Here is a 17,699-nt window from a genome sequence, read left to right as displayed (position 1 = left end):
AGCGCGTCAGTTTGATTTAGACCTTTATGGGGTACGAGCTGCGAGTGAGTTATCGCATTTCATTTGGCATCCCTGCGCGTGTTAAACTAATTGATTTTGGCTGAGTTTATAGCAGTTACGTCCGGCGGCTTTGGCTTGATAAAGCGCCTTATCGGCGAGTTCATAAAGTTGTTCGGCTTCAATGGTATCGTGTGATTCTGCCGCCCCTAAACTACTGCTCACCCCAAATTGATTGAAACTACTGTGCTGATTGATTACCGAGACAATCCGTTCACATAACAAGCCTGCCGCATGAATATTGCCTTGGACAATAATGACGAATTCATCACCACCAATCCGGAAGGCTTGATCTGTGTTGCGTATGGTTGCACGAATGATGTCACCAAATTCCTTCAGAATATAGTCACCACATTTATGGCCGAATTTATCATTAAGTTGTTTAAAGTTATCAAGATCGAGCACTATGAGAGCGACTGCTCCTTGTTTTCGATGGGCTCTGGCGGTCGCATTACTGAGACTCTGACTGTAATAATGGCGATTGCCTAAGCCAGTGAGCGAGTCAAACATAGCTTGCATCGACATTTCTTGATATTGCAACGCATTTAATAAAGGTTGCAATAACAGCGGTTCAATATCCTGTAAGTTTGAGGTTTGTGATGGCGTAAATGGCGTCACCAGTTGGTACTGAATCGTTAATGGCATTCCTGCACACATGAGCTGTCGTTTGACGCTGATACCATAACGTTTGCCCCAGCTGAATTTGTGCTCGCCATAGGTTAAGCGCACGCCTTGGATCGGCAAGTGTTGTCCCAGCACTTTGCCATAGCAGGCAAAGACTGTCCTAGGATCTAAACTGGCATGCAGTTGTTGGATCACTTGCATCAAGTCCAATGGATTATCATTGGGACTATAATGTTCTGTTTGATAGCGATATTCGTCGGGATACAGCTCGGTCGCTAGGCCAAAGTCCATAATCATCACTCCAGCAAATGTTAGTGCGATACATCTCTAACCTAGTCTAAGCAAATACCGTGCCGCAATATTTGTTAATAAAATTTGTCTTTGTTAGTCATTCAGTTAAGCTTAAAACTCAGCGTTAGATTTTTTGACACGTCAGCATTTTGACAGGAGTCATAGCCCCAATGGAACATAGCTTTTTAATCCAAGTATTACTTATGCTCGTGATTGCCATTGTGGCCATTGCTGTGCTGCGCCGTTTGGGCCTACCCGCAATTCTGGCTTATTTACTCACAGGGGTAGTGAGTGGCCCAAGTGGTTTTCATTGGTTTACCCAGCATCAAATGCAATCTGTTGCCGAGCTTGGCGTTGTGCTGCTGATGTTTACCTTAGGCTTAGAGTTCTCTGTGCCGCGGCTGTGGGCCATGCGCCGGACTGTATTTGGCTTAGGCAGTGCGCAGATGGTGATCACAACCTTGTTGACCATGGGCGTGGCCCTATTGTGCGGCTTGAATTGGGTTGAAGCCTTGGTTATCGGTGCTGCCATCGCGTTGTCATCTACTGCTATTGTCCTTAAATTACTCAATGAACAGGGATGGCTGAGGCGCCGCCACGGTGAACTCTCCGTCAGCGTGCTTTTGTTCCAAGATTTAGCGGTTGTGCCGTTGTTGATCCTATTGCCATTATTGGCCAATGGCGGCGAACCTTTGATGGTCGCGGACATCGCCTTTGCCTTGCTTAAAGGCATATTGGCCTTTTTCCTCTTAATGGCGTTTGGTAAGTGGGCGTTGCCGCGGATATTTGATGAGGTTGCGCGTTCTCGTTCCAATTAGCTGTTTGTATTATCGACCTTAGTCGTCGCGCTTGTCACAGGGGCTTTTACTCAGTGGCTAGGATTATCTATGGCGCTGGGGGCATTTATGGCGGGTATGCTGCTGGGAGAAAGCCAGTACCGCCGCCAACTTGAGGCGGATATACGACCGTTTCGCGATCTATTGATGGGACTGTTTTTCATCTCCATTGGCATGATGCTGGACTTTACCTTAGTGATGCGTTTCTGGTGGCAGATACTGCTGATCTTAGTGGCGGTTTTGCTAGGTAAGGCGCTGATCATTCATGGCATTTTAAGATTAGTAGGCGAGCCCTTTCGAATTGCGATGAGTACGGCTATGAGCTTAGCTCAAGTGGGGGAGTTCAGTTTTGTGGTATTGGCTTTAGCGGTCAACTATCAACTTTTAAATAATGAGATCAGTACCATATTAGTCATGGTCGCCGTGCTTTCCATGGCAATAGCTCCTTGGTTAGTTCGTCATAGTGTGGATATTGCTAAGTGGGCGCTGGGGATCCGTCAGGCAAAGCATGTGGATGAAGCTGTGCCATTGATGATGGATGATCATGAGCTGGTGATGATTTTTGGTTACGGCCGAGTAGGGCAAACCATTGCCCGTTTTTTAAAAACTGAAGCTGTACCTTATCTGGTATTGGATCTCGATCCAACGCGCGTCACTGAAGCGCGTCGTGCGGGCGAACCTATTTATTTCGGTGATGTGTGTAAACGGGCAATTTTAAAACAAATGGGCGTTAAACAGGCCAAGATGATCGTTATCACTTTTTGTGAGTTACGTAGTTTAGAAGAAGTCTTACCTTTATGTAAGTTATTGGCACCAGAGGCTAAAATTTTAGTTAGAACCAAAGACGACAGTGATCTAGACTTGCTTAAAAAGGCGGGAGCTAATCAAGTGATCCCTGAGTCTTTAGAGGGGAGCTTGATGTTAGTATCGCAGGTACTACACCAATGTGGTGTGCCATTGGCACGGATCCTAAAACGGCTAGAATCTGAGCGGCGCAATCATTATCAATTTTTACACGGCTTCTTTTCCGGCACAGAAACTGATTTTACTTTAGAGTCATTGCATGCGGTGGCATTACCGCGTGGGGCTGATGCGATTGGTAAAACCGTTGCCGATATCCTGTGGGAAACATTGAAAGTAGAGTTAAGGGCGATTCGTCGCAATGGCGCCGAAGTGGAACATCCTGAGCAGGACTGGGTTTTTCGTGCAGGGGATATCTTACTGATAGTGGGTAAACCACGGCGACTTGAGAAAGCTGAGGCTAAGCTCCTACATGGCTAAAGGCCTGAGGTTCACTCTTTTGAGATGGATGAAAATGCAGATATAAAAATGCCGACATAGTGTCGGCATTTTTGTCTGGAACTTGTTAACTTAAATTAGACAAAGTCTAATTACAGAATAACTACGTTCGCAGCTTGAGGACCTTTTTGGCCTTGTTCGATGTCAAAAGAAACCTTTTGACCTTCAGCAAGAGTTTTAAAGCCTTCTGAAACGATTGCGCGGAAATGAACGAATGCGTCAGCGCCACCATTGTCAGGAGAAATAAAACCAAAACCTTTATCTTCGTTAAACCATTTAACTACACCAGTAGTTTTAGACATGAATGTCTCCAAAATTTTCAAACAAATAATTCGCAATTATGCGGTATGTTAGCCAGAAATAGAATTATTTACATTGATGATAAGTTATGAGTGGAAAGCTTCATGACAGCAAAAAAAATATTACAGGCGTAGCGAAGGTTTTCAAATACATAATATTGCTTATAAATAGGTCTGAATCACAGGCCGGAGTGCAGATTAACATACTCTAGGGGTTTGTATAGTTTTATTTTTAAATACTTCTCATATTGAAACTTCTTTTTTGCTACTTATTGAGTGCGGAATTAGATATAACTCTTAATATTCAAAGCAATAGGTTTTATGTTTGATTGTTATCTAGTGTAAAAGTTTTTTTATGTTTGCCACGACTGACTTGCGATTAACCTTTCAATCCGTTCCATTAGGTTTAAATGCGGCTTGTATGCTTAGGTAAGGATTCTGTCATGATTCGTTACGTTATTGAATTGTTGCTTATTTGTGGTTAATGGTATTCTCGTCATCCAATAAAAACGTGCTTGAGCTATGGATTCAGGGCGATAACTGTAGACCCAATATAATAAGAATGGAGAATGACGTTGAAAACAGTACTGAAACGGATTGGACTCGGCAGCTTAGTCTTAGTGCTGTTATTAGTGGCGCTGGCCGCCCATGAATGGTTTGCGAAAAAACCGTTTTTCTTTCGCGCGTTCTTAGATCGAAGTGTGGTCAAGATGGCTTTCGAAAGCCCTGAGACCTTAACCTCATTGGGTTTCTTAGAATCGGTAGGGATTACAGGCCATAACGCCGAGTTGGATGATGATAGTACAGAGGCGATGGATAAGACTTTCGCGCAAGTGCGAGATCTGCGTGAAACCTTATTGAGCTATTCCGATGCGGATTTAGATGAAAATCAACGTATCTCCAAGGATATTGCCTTATATCTTGCCGATTTCGCATTGGTCTCTGAGCCGTATCGTTACCATAACTATCCGCTGAATCAGTTGTTTGGTGTGCAAAACGGGTATCCCAGCTTTATGCAGGCGCAGCACCAAGTCCATTCTGTTGGCGATGCTGAAAACTATCTGTCGCGTTTACAAAAGGTGAAACTTAAGTTTGCGCAAACTCTCGAAGGCTTAAAAATCCGTGAAGCTAAAGGGATTATTCCACCTAAGTTTGTGATTGAGCGAGTACTGACCGAGATGAATGATTTTGTCGCGACGCCGATTCAAGACAATATCCTATACAGTTCATTCAAAACCAAATTAGCTGACACGGATATCAGTGCCGATGAACAAGCACGCTTATTGGCCGCCGCCGAAGCGGACATTAAAGGTTACGTGCATCCGGCGTATCAATTATTTATCGACTACCTTACCCAGCTACAAGCCAAAGCTGGGACGGATGATGGTTATTGGGCGCTGCCAAATGGCAACCTTGCCTATGAGCAATTGCTGAAGTTCTTTACGACCACTAATTACACTGCGGACGAAATCCATGCCAAAGGGCTCGCTGAGGTAGATCGCATTCAAAATGAAATCATGACTATCTTAGCCGCTGAAGGTTACGATATAAGCCAAGGTTTCTCGGTCGCGATTGAAGCATTAGCCGCCGATCCTAAGTTTTACTACGAGGATAGCGATGCGGGTAGGGCGCAAATCCTCGTCGATTATCAAGCCATTCTTGATGAAGTGAATGCGGGACTCGGTGATGCCTTCCGTATTCGACCCGAAGCGGGCATGGAAGTGGTGCGTATTCCTGAGTTTAAAGAGAAAACGGCACCGGGAGCCTATTATCAGCAGCCCGCGATTGACGGCAGTCGTCCAGGGCGTTTCTATGCCAATTTATATGACATCAAGGCCACGCCTAAATACGGTATGCGCACTTTAGCCTACCACGAGGGGATCCCTGGGCATCATTTCCAAATTGCAGTGGCGATGGAGTTAGAAGGTATGCCACTTATTCGTAAGATGGCGCCTTTTACGGCGTACATTGAAGGTTGGGCTTTATATAGCGAACGTTTGGCGTGGGAGCTCGGTTTTCAAAAGGATCCCTTTGATAATATCGGTCGTCTGCAGGCTGAGTTGTTCCGCGCTGTGCGTCTAGTGGTGGATACGGGTATTCATCATAGTCGTTGGACTCGCGAGCAAGCGATTGACTATATGAAGAAAAATACTGGCATGTCCGATCGTGATGTCACGGCTGAGATTGAGCGTTATATCGTTATGCCAGGTCAAGCGACGGCTTATAAAGTCGGCATGATGAAAATTCTCGAACTGCGCGAAAAAGCCAAGTTGGCCTTAGGTGATAAGTTCGATCTCAGGGATTTCCACGATGTAGTTCTGAAGAATGGTGCAGTTCCTTTGGATATCTTAGAAACATTAGTCGATCGCTACATTGCTGATAAAAAAAGTGCTGATACAAAAAATGCTGAGGCCAAAGCCACTGACGCTAAAGCGAAAGTTTAGCATTTGGTTGTAACAGTTAACGCTCAGTAATTGATAATAAAGTATTATTTATCAATTGCTTTACTCTTGGTAAAGCTCATACTCTGTCTGCGAATAAGTGTGTTCTCTTAATCTTGCAGGCAGGGTGGGTTTATTGATAGAGGCTATCATTCTGGCTTTCGGCCAAGGCTTTCAATACAATCCCACACAACTTATTGATAAATGTCGCGCGGCAATGGCTTGCTATTGCTCGGAGTTGATATTTTTAGTTTCAAGGTTTTTACATGAATCGCTTGTCCCCCCAAGATCCTATCCAATTGACTCGAACCACTATTGAGTCATTATTCACGCCGCCAACCTTAATGCGTGCCCGTGATTATGTGATGAAGGGACGGGTGTTGAGCGCCAAAGCGAACGCCGATTTTCGTCATATTGAAGGTCGTGTCATGGGGACGGAATCCCAGCCCTATCGGCAGGATATTCGCCTTGTCAGCATGAACCATAAGTTGATCATGAATGGCTTCTGTTCATGTCCCGCCACTGGGCATTGCAAACATATTGCTGCCGTACTTTACAGTTTACTTAGCGATAGAACCGTTGAAGATCAACGTATTGCTCAGTGGTTACATCTGCTAGACGAAAGTGATGATCTCACGGTTTCAAATGTCGATTTACTCTACGACGATCGCGTGCTGTACGTGTTATCTAAAGATGATAACGGTGTCTTTCTTGAGCTAAGAAAAGGCAAGTTGGCGAAGAATGGTGGCTATAACAAAGGCTCGAAAATCGCTTTGTCTGACGTGCAATATTATATGCCCGCTTGGATTGGCGCAGAAGACGTGCTCATCATCAATCTCATCATGTCAACCCGTCGCCATGGTGCCTCGCGTCTGTATCTTAAAGCTCAGTTAGGTGCCATGGCACTGGAAAAAATGCTCGTCACTGGGCGGTGTTTTTGGGAGGAGAGTCGTTTACCGCTCACCCGAGGTGAAGCGAGCAAGCCTGAATTCATTTGGCTAGATAAGGATGCCGAGCATAAACAAATGCAGTTAATGCTGCCCAATAAAGACAATTGGGAGCTTATCCCCTGTGAGCCACCGACTTATATCGATTTAGATTATTTTAAAGTGGGCGCATTGGACACTGAGATCAGTGTTGAAAAGCTGTTATTACTCAGTCAGATGCCGCCAGTGCCTAGCTCACAGATTGAACTGGTGAGCCACAAACTGATTAAGCATTTTTCGGCGAAAACGGTACCTACGCCTGCTTTGATTGATTTTGTCGAGCTGCAAGTGCCGCTTCAAGTTAGGTTGACCTTAACCTCGCAGGATTTACCTGAGTTTGCTATGGCGCAGCCATTAGTGCTGTTGGAATTTGTCTATCAAGACGTGGTGCTCGGCGGCCAATATCCCGACGAGCCCTTGTCCTTAGTCACTCATCAAGGCAAAACCTATCAAGTCGCGCGTCAACTCGATGCGGAAATGGATGCGATTAATCGTTTGATGGCATTGGAACTGGTGGAGCTGGCGCCTTCTTTTATCCCTAACAGTGGCAGCTATGTCAGTATTTGGGGGTTAGGTTCACTGCCTGAAACGATTGATGCTTGGTTGCACTTTATTCAACAGGAAATCCCGGCGCTAGAGGCTTTAGGTTACCAAGTGCATTTTGCCGACAATTTCAGCTTAAATGTCATTGATACTCCGCTGGCGATTGAGCTGGATGATACACAAGAGGGTTGGTTTTCTCTGTCACTGAATGCTGACATCGATGGTCAAATAGTGCCTATGCTGCCCTTAATTGCCACTTGGCTTAAGCAGTACGGTGAGCCCGCCGATGATGCAGAACTGCTGTTACCCAGCCCAAATGGTGATTGGTTAAAAGTCAAAGCCAGCGTGATTAAGCCGCTGATCAGCATTATTTTAGAACTGTTCGATAGCCACAAAGGCAATAGCGTGTCTTTGCCTAAATACCGTGCCCACCTATTAAATGATTTTGCCGACAGTGATATTCGTCTGCTTAATGGCGAACGGGTACGCAGTTTAGCGACTAAGCTCGAAAATTTTAACGGTGTGTTAGAGGTCGCAGTCCCAGACAACTTAAATGCTGAATTACGTCAGTATCAACAGCAAGGGTTGAATTGGCTCTGTTTCTTAAAGGAATATCAGCTTGGCGGTATTTTGGCCGATGATATGGGGCTGGGTAAAACCATTCAAACCTTGGCTTTTTTACTTAAGCAGCAAGCACTAAAATCCACGGTGGCAAGTTGTTCACCGAGTTTAATTATTTGCCCAACGAGCTTAGTGGGTAATTGGGCGAAAGAAGCCGCGAAATTTGCGCCTTCGTTAAAGCTAGTCGTTATTCATGGTGCTTTACGCAAGCCTTTGCTCGAACGCTTAAATGAGTTTGATATTGTGGTGACGACCTATCCGCTGATCGTGCGCGACAGTGACTATTATCAACGGCAGGTGTTTGAACATATCGTGCTGGATGAAGCGCAGCAGATAAAAAATGCGCAGGCGAAAGTGACTCAAGTGATTAAAGATCTTAAAGCGCCGTTTAGATTGTGCCTGTCGGGTACGCCGCTTGAAAATCACTTAGGTGAACTTAAGTCTTTGATGGATTTTTGTTTGCCCGGATTACTCGGTACTAATGCTTTTTTTAACAAATCCTTTAGGCACAAAATCGAACGTTATGGGGATATGGAACAAGCGCAAATCTTGAGTCAACGGATTGCGCCTTTTGTGCTGCGCCGAACCAAAGATGAAGTGGTCGGTGAATTACCCCTTAAAACCGAAATCTCCCAGAGCTTAGAGTTAGAAAAAGATCAGCGAAATCTCTACGAGAGTATTCGACTGGTGATGGAGAAAAAACTGCGGGATTTATTTGCCACTCAAGGCGTTGGTAGCAGTCATATCGAGTTTCTCGATGCCTTACTTAAGTTACGCCAAGCCTGCTGTGATCCGCGCTTGGTGAAGTTAGAGCAAGCGCAGAAAGTGAAGAATAATGCTAAGTTAGACTGGCTAAAACAGAACTTGCCCGAGATGGTGCAAGAGGGACGTAAGATATTGATTTTCAGCCAGTTCACTAGCATGCTCAGCTTGATTGAAGCTGAGCTGGTGGACTTGGGGCTTGATTACAGTAAGCTCACAGGACAAACTCGCCTGCGCCAAGCGCAGATAGATAAGTTCCAAGAGGGCGATACGCCTGTGTTCTTAATCAGCTTAAAAGCGGGCGGCACTGGGCTCAATCTCACCGCGGCGGATACTGTGATCCACTATGATCCCTGGTGGAATCCGGCGGCGGAAAAACAGGCTACAGATAGAGCCCATCGTATCGGCCAAGATAAGCCAGTGTTTGTTTATAAGCTGATTGCAGAAGGTACAGTAGAAGAAAAAATCCAAGAAATGCAGCAGCATAAGCAAAGTCTGGCGGACAGTATTCTCGAAGGTAAAGGCAAGGGCACATGGCAAGGAAGCGCCGATGAACTGTTATCGCTTTTTAGCTAAATCGTGGCCAGTTTTTCTAAATTGATTGAATCATTTGACTGAGGTGAACCATGCAGTACCAAGTCGACACTCATACCCATACTGTGGCTTCGAGCCATGCTTATAGCACGATTCATGACTACTTAGCGGTGGCAAAGCAGAAGGGGATTCGCCTATTTGCCACCACAGATCATGGGCCTGCGATGGCCGATGCACCGCATTTTTGGCACTTTGTGAATTTAAGAGTGCTGCCACGTATGGTCGATGGTGTCGGGATTTTGCGCGGTATCGAAGCCAACATAAAAAATATCGACGGCGAGATTGATTTCTTTGGCGATTATCTAAAGCAGCTGGATATTGTGCTCGCGGGATTCCATGAGCCGGTTTATCCGCCATCGGATAAGGCAACCCACACAGAGGCTATGATTAATGCGATTAAGAGTGGCAAGGTTGATATCATTACTCATCCGGGAAACCCAGCCTACCCGATTGATATTGAAGCCGTTGCCCGCGCCGCTGCCGAATACGGTGTAGCGCTTGAAATTAACAATTCCTCCTTTGAAGTATCCCGTAAGGGTAGCGAAGCCAATTGCACTGCGATTGCTAAAGCGGCCAAGGAATTTGGCACTATTTTAGTTATGGGCTCTGATTCCCATGTGGCCTTTAGTTTGGGCGGTTTTGCGCGGGCGCAAGCGATCATCGATGAAGTGGCTTATCCGCCATCACGATTACTCAATCGCAGTCCTTCTGCACTCTTGGCCTTTTTAGCCGCACGTGGTCATGAAACCGTCGCCGATTTGATCCCCTTATTTAGCGACGATGCTCAATTAATAGAAGCATAGTGAATATGATTAGTGATGAAAATAGTGGTCACTGAGGCGATGCCAACTCCAAGCGCTGAGGCGAGCACTACAGAAGCCAACATCCCGCAAGTCGTGTTAATCACGGGCGCGAAGAGTCAGCTCGCACAGGCCTTGCTGAGAGTCGCTGCCGATATTGGCGAGCTAGCCCTAAATAGCATCGCAAACACAAACACAAACACAAACATAAGTGCAAACACAGGCGCACCGCTGAAGCTGTATGCGTTAAGTCGCAGTCAGTTAGACATTACCGATGCCGCCAATATTGCTGCCGTATTTGCTCAATATCGACCAAGCTGGGTGATCAATTGCGCGGCCTATAATGCGGTGGATGCTGCTGAGCATGATGCAATCGAAGCGCATCGGGTTAATGCACTTGGCCCTGAGTTACTGGCGCAGCAATGTTTACTGTCGGGCGCGCGCTTACTGCATGTGTCGAGCGATTATGTGTTTAGTGATCAAGCTGTTTGCGATAGTGCTCATGCTGCTGAACGTGCTGTTTGCGATGCTAGAGAAAGTGGCGTTGAACAGCATCAAAACCCTGACTTAGCTCCAAATTCAAACCCAAACCCAAACCCAAACCCAAACCCAAACCCAAACCCAAACCAAGTTCATTTACCAAGGCCATTTGTTGAACTTGATGCTCCCGAGCCGTTGTCTGCTTACGGCAAGAGTAAGTTACTCGGTGAGCAGAGGGTAGTGGCGGTTCTTGGCGAGGATGCAGCGATTGTTCGCACCTCATGGCTTTACGGTCAAGATGGGCATAATTTTGTCAAAACCATGCTCAACTTGATGCGTACTCAGCCAAGTTTGCAGGTAATAGCCGATCAAATCGGTTGCCCGACCTGGAGTGATGCACTCGCTAAGGTGATATGGCAATTAGTCGTGCAGCAGTGCTCTGGAGTATTCCATTACAGCGCTCAAGGCCAGTGCAGTTGGTATGAATTTGCCAGTGAAATCCAGCGACAAGCCCTAGCGCTTAATTTGTTAAGTCAACCTGTGGATATCCAGCCGATTACCAGTGCGGATTATGCTAAACAGGCACTAAACCGCGGCGTGAGTTTGGCAAAAAGGCCGAGTTATAGTGTGTTGAACAGTGGTAAATTACGCTCCACTTTGGTGACCCATAACGCACTGTTGATGCCTGAACTGATCGAGTGGCAAGATTGGCGTCAGCAACTGAATCGCATGTTGCGGCGGTTATCTTGACGATAATGAGCGTGACTCACATTTTGCTTTAGGCTGCTTTAATCAGGCTTTAAGCGTTTACGTCATCAGAGTGATTAACGCTGTCGAAAACAATAAGCCCGCCAATAATCAGATTTGAGCGACAGATGTAGACTATCCGTATGAAAACAAGGGCTGTGAATACGAATGCAGCTGGACTCAAGGCTCTTCTCAGCGCCGATGGCTTGCCTTAGTATCGTAATCACTTTGTTTATCTGTGGTTTTGTACGCAGCGGTTCAAGCCGTGAGTCTTAGTCTATTTTGCTTGATGTATGATGAATTTGTTCTAAATTCTCCTTGGATGACAATGGCATAATGCCAGAATATTTAATGCATTAAGGACGTTTCAGTGACAGACAAGACGACAATAGCACAGACATTGACCAAACAAGATTTATTGCAAGTGGTCGCGATTGCCAAAGCGGCGGGCGATGCCATTATGGTGGTTTATGGTCAAGATGACTTTTCGGTGAGCCATAAGGGTGACGATAGTCCCGTGACGGCCGCCGATTTAGCCGCGCACCACGTGATAGTGGCAGCATTGGCGCAGCAGTTTGTCGGTATTCCTATTATGTCTGAGGAAGCGGCGGATATCGCATGGGACGTGCGTCGTCAATGGCAAACCTATTGGTTAATTGACCCTTTAGATGGCACGAAGGAATTTATTAAGCGCAATGGCGAGTTTACTGTCAATATTGCGCTTATTCATCAAGGGGTTGCTATCGCAGGGGTGGTATATGCGCCTGTGCTCGATACGTATTATTACGGCGCTAAGCATTTAGGTGCATGGCGTCAACAAGCGGGTCAAGAAAGTCCCTTATTGGGGGCTAACACGCCACGTGCGATGCCGATGATTGTCGGCAGTCGCTCGCACTTGAGTCCAGGTTTAGCGCAATACTTACAACAGTTTGGCGAGCATGACATCTTAAGCGTGGGGAGCTCGCTTAAGTTTTGTATGTTGGCAGAAGGCAGTGCCGATCTGTACCCTAGACTTGGCCCTACTAGTGAGTGGGATACTGCGGCGGCGCAAGCCGTGCTCGAAAGTGCAGGCGGCACAGTTGTCTGTTATGACTCAGGTGAACCATTAACTTATAATCAAAAACCTGACATTTTAAACCCTTACTTTATTGCCACAGCCCCTGGTTGGGTGAAGTAACGACCGCCTAGCATCGACATTCGGTGATAAAAGGGCGGGCTAAACACTGGAGTAGTAATCATGATGCGCATGGGCGTCGATTTAGGCGGAACAAAAATAGAATTAGTCGCACTGAGTGATGAAGGCAATGAGCTATTTCGCAAACGTGTGACGACGCCGCGTGACTATCAGGGCACGCTAGCTGCGGTTGTCAATCTGGTCAAGGAAGCGGAAGCGACACTTGGCGAGCAAGGCACAGTCGGTGTGGGAATTCCTGGTGTGGTATCGCCCTATTCAGGTTTAGTGAAAAACGCCAATTCAACGTGGATCAATGGTCATCCCCTCGATGTGGATTTAGGGGAATTGTTGCAGCGTGAAGTGCGGGTTGCCAATGATGCAAACTGCTTTGCGGTATCAGAGTCGGTCGATGGTGCCGCCGCTGGCGCATCTGTGGTGTTTGGCGTGATTCTCGGCACTGGCTGTGGCGCTGGCGTGGCAATTAACGGCAAAGTGCACGGCGGGGGTAATGGTATCGGCGGTGAATGGGGTCATAATCCTCTGCCTTGGATGACTAAGGAAGAGTTTAATACCACCCGTTGCTTCTGTGGCAATCCCGATTGTATCGAGACCTTTATCTCTGGCACTGGCTTTGTGCGTGATTATAATGCGGCTTTGATGGCGGCGGGCACAGTGCGTGCTGCTGCAAAATCTGGTGCCGATATTATGTTGTTAGTCGATGAGGGTGATGCCATTGCGGTCGCTGCGTTTGATCGTTATATGGATAGGCTCGCTCGTTCACTCGCCCATGTGATCAATATGCTCGATCCCGATGCCATAGTGCTGGGCGGCGGTATGTCTAATGTTGCGGCGATTTACCCAAGATTACCGGCATTGCTGGCCCATTATGTGGTGGGGCGTGAATGCAATACGCCTGTGATGCAGAATCTTTATGGTTGTTCATCGGGTGTGCGCGGCGCCGCTTGGTTATGGGAAAAGTAATCTTTGCTTGGATATATGTACTCATCTAGTGAGCTTATTAGGCTTTGAAATCAATGCTTAATGGCCTATACGTTTTATAAACATTAGCCCAGCGAAACGCTGGGCTAATGTTATCTGCTATGCGTTTCGCCGTATTTTGATGCTATGATTGCGCTCTTTTGGGTTGCTTGGCATGGACATCATGTTTTGGGTTAAGAAAGTTGTTTCACAGGGGATGATGCCGATTCCCTTTATCCTATTGTTATTACTGATTTCTTTTCTAGTATGGCGCCGTCGCAGTATGGCGAAATACTTAGTATCCTGCGCTTTTTTTCTCTTACTGTTTTTAAGCAGTCAACTGAGTGTGAATACCTTAGTGCGGCCGTTAGAATCAGCTTACCCGATTAATTCCACGCCCATCGCAGGCGCTTGTTTTGTGATGGTATTAGGTTCAGGGCATGCTGATATAGTAGGAGCGACTGCGGTGCAATCCTTATCAGACGTCGCCCTTACAAGGTTAACTGAAGGAATTCGGCAACTTAAGTTGGGTCAAGAGTGTATGTTGATTGTCAGTGGCGGGGGCGGTGAACTCACTCAATTTTCCCATGCTGAAATGATGGCTAAAGCCGCGGTAGAGCTAGGTGTTGATAAAAGCCGAATTATTCAATTTCCACTGGCGCGCGATACGATAGAAGAAGCGCAATACTTAAAGTGGGAGTTAGGGGAGGAGCCCTTTCGCTTAGTCACATCGGCCACTCATATGCCAAGGGCGATGGCTATTTTCGCCGCTAAAGGCTTACACCCCGATGCTGCCCCAACGGATTTTATTGGCCGAGATGATTTTTGGTGGCGGTTAACTGCCGATAATTTAGTGGCTTCTCAACGGGCGATTCACGAATACATTGGCCGTTTGTGGTTATGGATAAAGGCCGTAAGTTAAAGGTGTGGTTTGCCAAGTTCAGTCTAAAGATAGTGAGTTTTAACAGGAAGATGAACAATGACAATTGAGTCAGAAATAGTATCTGTGCGTCCTTTATCGAAACGAAATGGGTTAACCTTAACTTGGCTGGGAGGCTTAAGTCTGGTGCTGGGTTTGGGACTGTTTCTGACGTGGCCGGCCTTGTTTGCTGTTGGTTTGATGTTTTTTAGTTTGGGCGCTATTTCACTCATTCTCGGTTTAGCCAAGGTGTATGAGCCGGAAACGACTCTAGCACTAGATGACAAGGGGCTGACCTATTTTCATCGCCGCGGCAAAGTGTCTATCGATTGGGATAATATTCAGCGGGTCGATATTCCGCGGGTGACTAATGGTTTAGATACTATAGAGTTATCTTATTTAGGCATTAAGCTAAAACACTTAAATCCTATTTTGGATAATATCTCCCTGCGCTTAGCCACCGGCTTATTAACAGAGCAGCGGCCTTTATTGGTGACTGCAGCCTCGCAAGATGAAGACTTAGCGACTTTAGAAACTTATCTCGGCGCAGAGTTTGGTCCTTTGGTGATAGAAGGGGATCGTTATCGCGGTGTATTGGCGATGTTTGGGCATCGCTGCGTGATGTTAGATACGCGTTTAGGTTATCACTTGTATATTCCCCACGACAGTTTGGACAGAGAAGCTAAGGACTTTATCAAGCTGCTTAGACAACGTATTGCACAAGCCAGTCGCTTAGCGGATTAAGCTTTACTGCAGTTATTAATACGATTGATATTGCATTTTTCTGTGAAGATAATTGGCAATAAAAAAGGGGACCCTAAGGGTCCCCAATGAGTTGCAGAGATGAAGTTTGGGTTGTGCAGGGGCAACCCAAAGGTACTAGTACTGCTGTGCTACTCTGCGTGTACCTTATCTACGCCGTAGGTTTTTCCTTCAGCATGACAGGTCGCGCAAGATTCTACTGGTAGGTTAGGATCTGTCATTGCATCCGCTTCTACTACCGCACCGTTACTTCTAAAGTGAGCGACAGCTGCCGCATCAGAGTGAGCGTGACAAGTACGGCATGATTCAGCCACTGGGCTAATGTAGTAAGCACCTACTTTGATTGAGCGTTTGCCTGAAGTTAAACCACCGTCAGTTGCAAACAGTTTGGCATTGTCTTTATGACAAGCCGCACAATCTGTTTCAACAGCAGGATAACCGAACAAACCACCTTTCGCATCGCGGAAGATACCTTCTACTACACCGAAGTTACCGCTGTGGAAACGGTGAGCAACTGTGAATAGGTCTTTGTTATTGAAGGTCACTTCAGGATTAACTACTAACTTACCATCATCGCCTTTATAGCCAGTTGCACCGTGGCCAGAAGCGCCTGTGGTGTCGTTATGGCAGTGCATACATTGGTCGAAGGTGTAAGCGCCGTGTCTTGAACCTTTTGCATAATCTAAGGTGCCATGACAAGCATTACACTTAGTTTCTGCGACTGTGATACGAGTAGGATCAGTCATACGGGCTTTAGTGACTGCGCTACCATCAGGGCTATAGAATTTCACTGCAGCTTCGTTACCGATAGGGCTAGTTGGACCAAACTCTAAGTTTGTAGTATTACAGCTAACCACTTTACCCGCTTTAGCACAGAAGTTGGCTTCTGAACCTACGTAGAGAGTGCCCACAGCTTGCGCATCTGGGATATCTTTAACGATAGTTAACACGCCACCAGCAAGTGTACCGTTTTCCAGTTTCAGGCTGATTGCTGCAGGTTTAACATCTCTCCAAGAGTATACAGTACCGTCAGTGGCCACATTACCGATCAATAGACCATTAGCGACAAACATCGCTGTTGGGTTAGTGGTCGCGTTGTAGGCTTTTAACGATGTACCATCAGCAATTGGCGCACCATTTAAGGTGACATTGGCTGTTAAGGTTAAGGTTTTCATGCCTAGAGTCGCTGATGGAACTGTTGTAGCACTGGTGAAGTCAACTTTGAACAGAGATGCATACTCTGCACGTTTACCAACACTATGTACCACCGCAGGTGACAAGTTACCTGTGCCGTGGCAAGAGCTACATTGAGTATCATCTGCTTGAGCTAGGGCAAATTCAGAGTGGTTTTCACCGGTCGCAAAGTTGACTGTCATATGGCAGCCTACACAAGCTTGGGCGTAAATAGTGTTATAGCTAGGTTGGTCTGTAGTATGACAGGTCGTACATTCTTTCAGATCAGATGGGAAGCCAATTTCACTCCATTCTTTAGCGGTTTTGTTACTAGTATCGAAGTTTGCTGCGTTTTCTGCGCCAGAATGGATCCTGTGGATCATAGGTGCAAAGTCAAATATTAAGCCAGCAGCTAAATTTGCATCACTTGGGATTTGATCTGGGTTATGGCAGGTCACACAGTTTTTAACGTCTTGATAGTTGCTATGTGCTGAAATATTGGCGATATGGCCATCAGCTTCACCGTGACATTTTTCACAAGCTGCACTGCTGACGGTATCTTTACCAGAAGCCGCTAATTCATCGGTAGCAGGGATAAAGTCAACGGGTACAGATAGTATTTTTCCAGAAACCGCGACACCTGTGCTATCAACTATGTTGTATGCACGTAGGAAGACTCTGTGTACTGCGTTTGGATTGTCATTGGGATTAATGATTGGCGCTGCGCCATCATATGCCCAAGTTGCAGTGTAAGTGCCTGGTGTTGCTGTATCTTCAGTTAAAGTACAAGCGTTTTTAGTGCCGTTAAGGCCGTTTAGAGTACAAGTTAGTGAAGTACCAGCGGCATTTGCCGTGGCATTATTTTGCCACTCAATCGGTGCGCCAGTACCTGAGGTGTTTTCATTTGCCGTTAAAGAATAAAGTGCAACTTTATCGAGTCCTTTGAATGGGACCACTTTACCTGCATTTTTACCTGTCACAGTAAATTTAACGCTGAAGCCTTCACTGCTGGTCACTTTAATGTCAGCTGGACTTAAAGTGAAAGCCAGATCAGTAATAGATTGAGCAGTCGTTGCGAAGGAGCCCGCAGGGGTTCCGGGTGTACCTGGTGTTCCGGGAGTGCCTGGTGTTCCGGGTGTACCTGGTGTGCCAGGTGCCCCATCTTGACCATCGCTTCCGTCCCCGCAGGCGGTAAGACTTAAGGTACTGACGAGAGCCAGTGCCAGTAGAGATTTATTGTAGTTTTTCATCATCGCGTCCCTTTTTCTATCTATAAGACTGCGTGTGCAGTGCCTCTAATATAGGAGGATTCA

General features: G+C 46.3%; 11 protein-coding genes and 1 pseudogene. 9 read left to right on the top strand and 3 right to left on the bottom strand.

Translation table 11 applies throughout. From position 1 onward, the window contains the following. Positions 1-81 precede the first annotated feature (81 nt). Complete coding sequence (locus tag L5M28_RS00230) at positions 82-972, bottom strand: GGDEF domain-containing protein (protein ID WP_263202073.1); 891 nt, start codon at positions 970-972, stop codon at positions 82-84. Positions 973-1,142: 170 nt separating this feature from the next. On the opposite strand from L5M28_RS00230, the pseudogene L5M28_RS00225 reads away from it, so the two are divergent. After that, positions 1,143-3,089: pseudogene (locus tag L5M28_RS00225) on the top strand (monovalent cation:proton antiporter-2 (CPA2) family protein). Between the two features lie 110 nt (positions 3,090-3,199). On the opposite strand, the gene L5M28_RS00220 reads toward L5M28_RS00225, so the two are convergent. Beyond that, positions 3,200-3,409 (bottom strand): cold-shock protein, encoded by a 210-nt coding sequence (locus tag L5M28_RS00220; protein WP_006080998.1) that lies wholly within the window; start codon positions 3,407-3,409, stop codon positions 3,200-3,202. Positions 3,410-3,975: 566 nt separating this feature from the next. Here L5M28_RS00220 and L5M28_RS00215 point away from each other — a divergent pair. From L5M28_RS00215 to L5M28_RS00180, 8 genes are all read left to right on the top strand, one after another. Next, positions 3,976-5,850, top strand: coding sequence for a DUF885 domain-containing protein (locus tag L5M28_RS00215; protein WP_263202072.1), 1,875 nt, complete (start codon positions 3,976-3,978; stop codon positions 5,848-5,850). A 263-nt stretch (positions 5,851-6,113) separates the two neighbouring features. Further along, on the top strand, positions 6,114-9,335 hold the full coding sequence (locus L5M28_RS00210; protein ID WP_263196484.1) for a DEAD/DEAH box helicase: 3,222 nt from the start codon (positions 6,114-6,116) through the stop codon (positions 9,333-9,335). A 50-nt stretch (positions 9,336-9,385) separates the two neighbouring features. Then, positions 9,386-10,156 (top strand): phosphatase, encoded by a 771-nt coding sequence (locus tag L5M28_RS00205; protein WP_263202070.1) that lies wholly within the window; start codon positions 9,386-9,388, stop codon positions 10,154-10,156. 15 nt (positions 10,157-10,171) lie between these two features. Further along, positions 10,172-11,383, top strand: a complete 1,212-nt coding sequence (locus L5M28_RS00200; protein ID WP_263202069.1) for an SDR family oxidoreductase — start codon at positions 10,172-10,174, stop codon at positions 11,381-11,383. A 367-nt stretch (positions 11,384-11,750) separates the two neighbouring features. Beyond that, a complete protein-coding gene (gene cysQ, locus L5M28_RS00195; RefSeq protein WP_263202068.1) occupies positions 11,751-12,557 on the top strand; it encodes a 3'(2'),5'-bisphosphate nucleotidase CysQ in 807 nt (268 codons plus the stop codon). Positions 12,558-12,617: 60 nt separating this feature from the next. Then, the gene (gene mak / locus L5M28_RS00190) at positions 12,618-13,535 is read left to right on the top strand and encodes a fructokinase (protein WP_263202067.1); all 918 of its coding nucleotides are present in this window, start codon (positions 12,618-12,620) and stop codon (positions 13,533-13,535) included. A gap of 217 nt (positions 13,536-13,752) precedes the next feature. Next, positions 13,753-14,454 carry a YdcF family protein gene (locus L5M28_RS00185; RefSeq protein ID WP_263196510.1) on the top strand — a complete coding sequence of 234 codons (702 nt, stop codon included), beginning with the start codon at positions 13,753-13,755 and terminating at the stop codon, positions 14,452-14,454. Between the two features lie 57 nt (positions 14,455-14,511). After that, complete coding sequence (locus L5M28_RS00180) at positions 14,512-15,195, top strand: DUF2982 domain-containing protein (protein WP_263202065.1); 684 nt, start codon at positions 14,512-14,514, stop codon at positions 15,193-15,195. A 149-nt stretch (positions 15,196-15,344) separates the two neighbouring features. Here the strand turns inward: L5M28_RS00180 and L5M28_RS00175 are convergent, their stop codons facing one another. Next, entirely contained in the window at positions 15,345-17,639 is a 2,295-nt protein-coding gene (locus L5M28_RS00175) for an OmcA/MtrC family decaheme c-type cytochrome (RefSeq protein WP_263202063.1), read from the bottom strand. Positions 17,640-17,699 lie beyond the last annotated feature (60 nt).

This window comes from Shewanella sp. SW32, from assembly GCF_025653365.1.
Taxonomy (GTDB): domain Bacteria; phylum Pseudomonadota; class Gammaproteobacteria; order Enterobacterales; family Shewanellaceae; genus Shewanella; species Shewanella oncorhynchi.
Note: the sequence above shows the minus strand (reverse complement) of the source record. Positions and strands in the feature narration are given on the sequence as shown.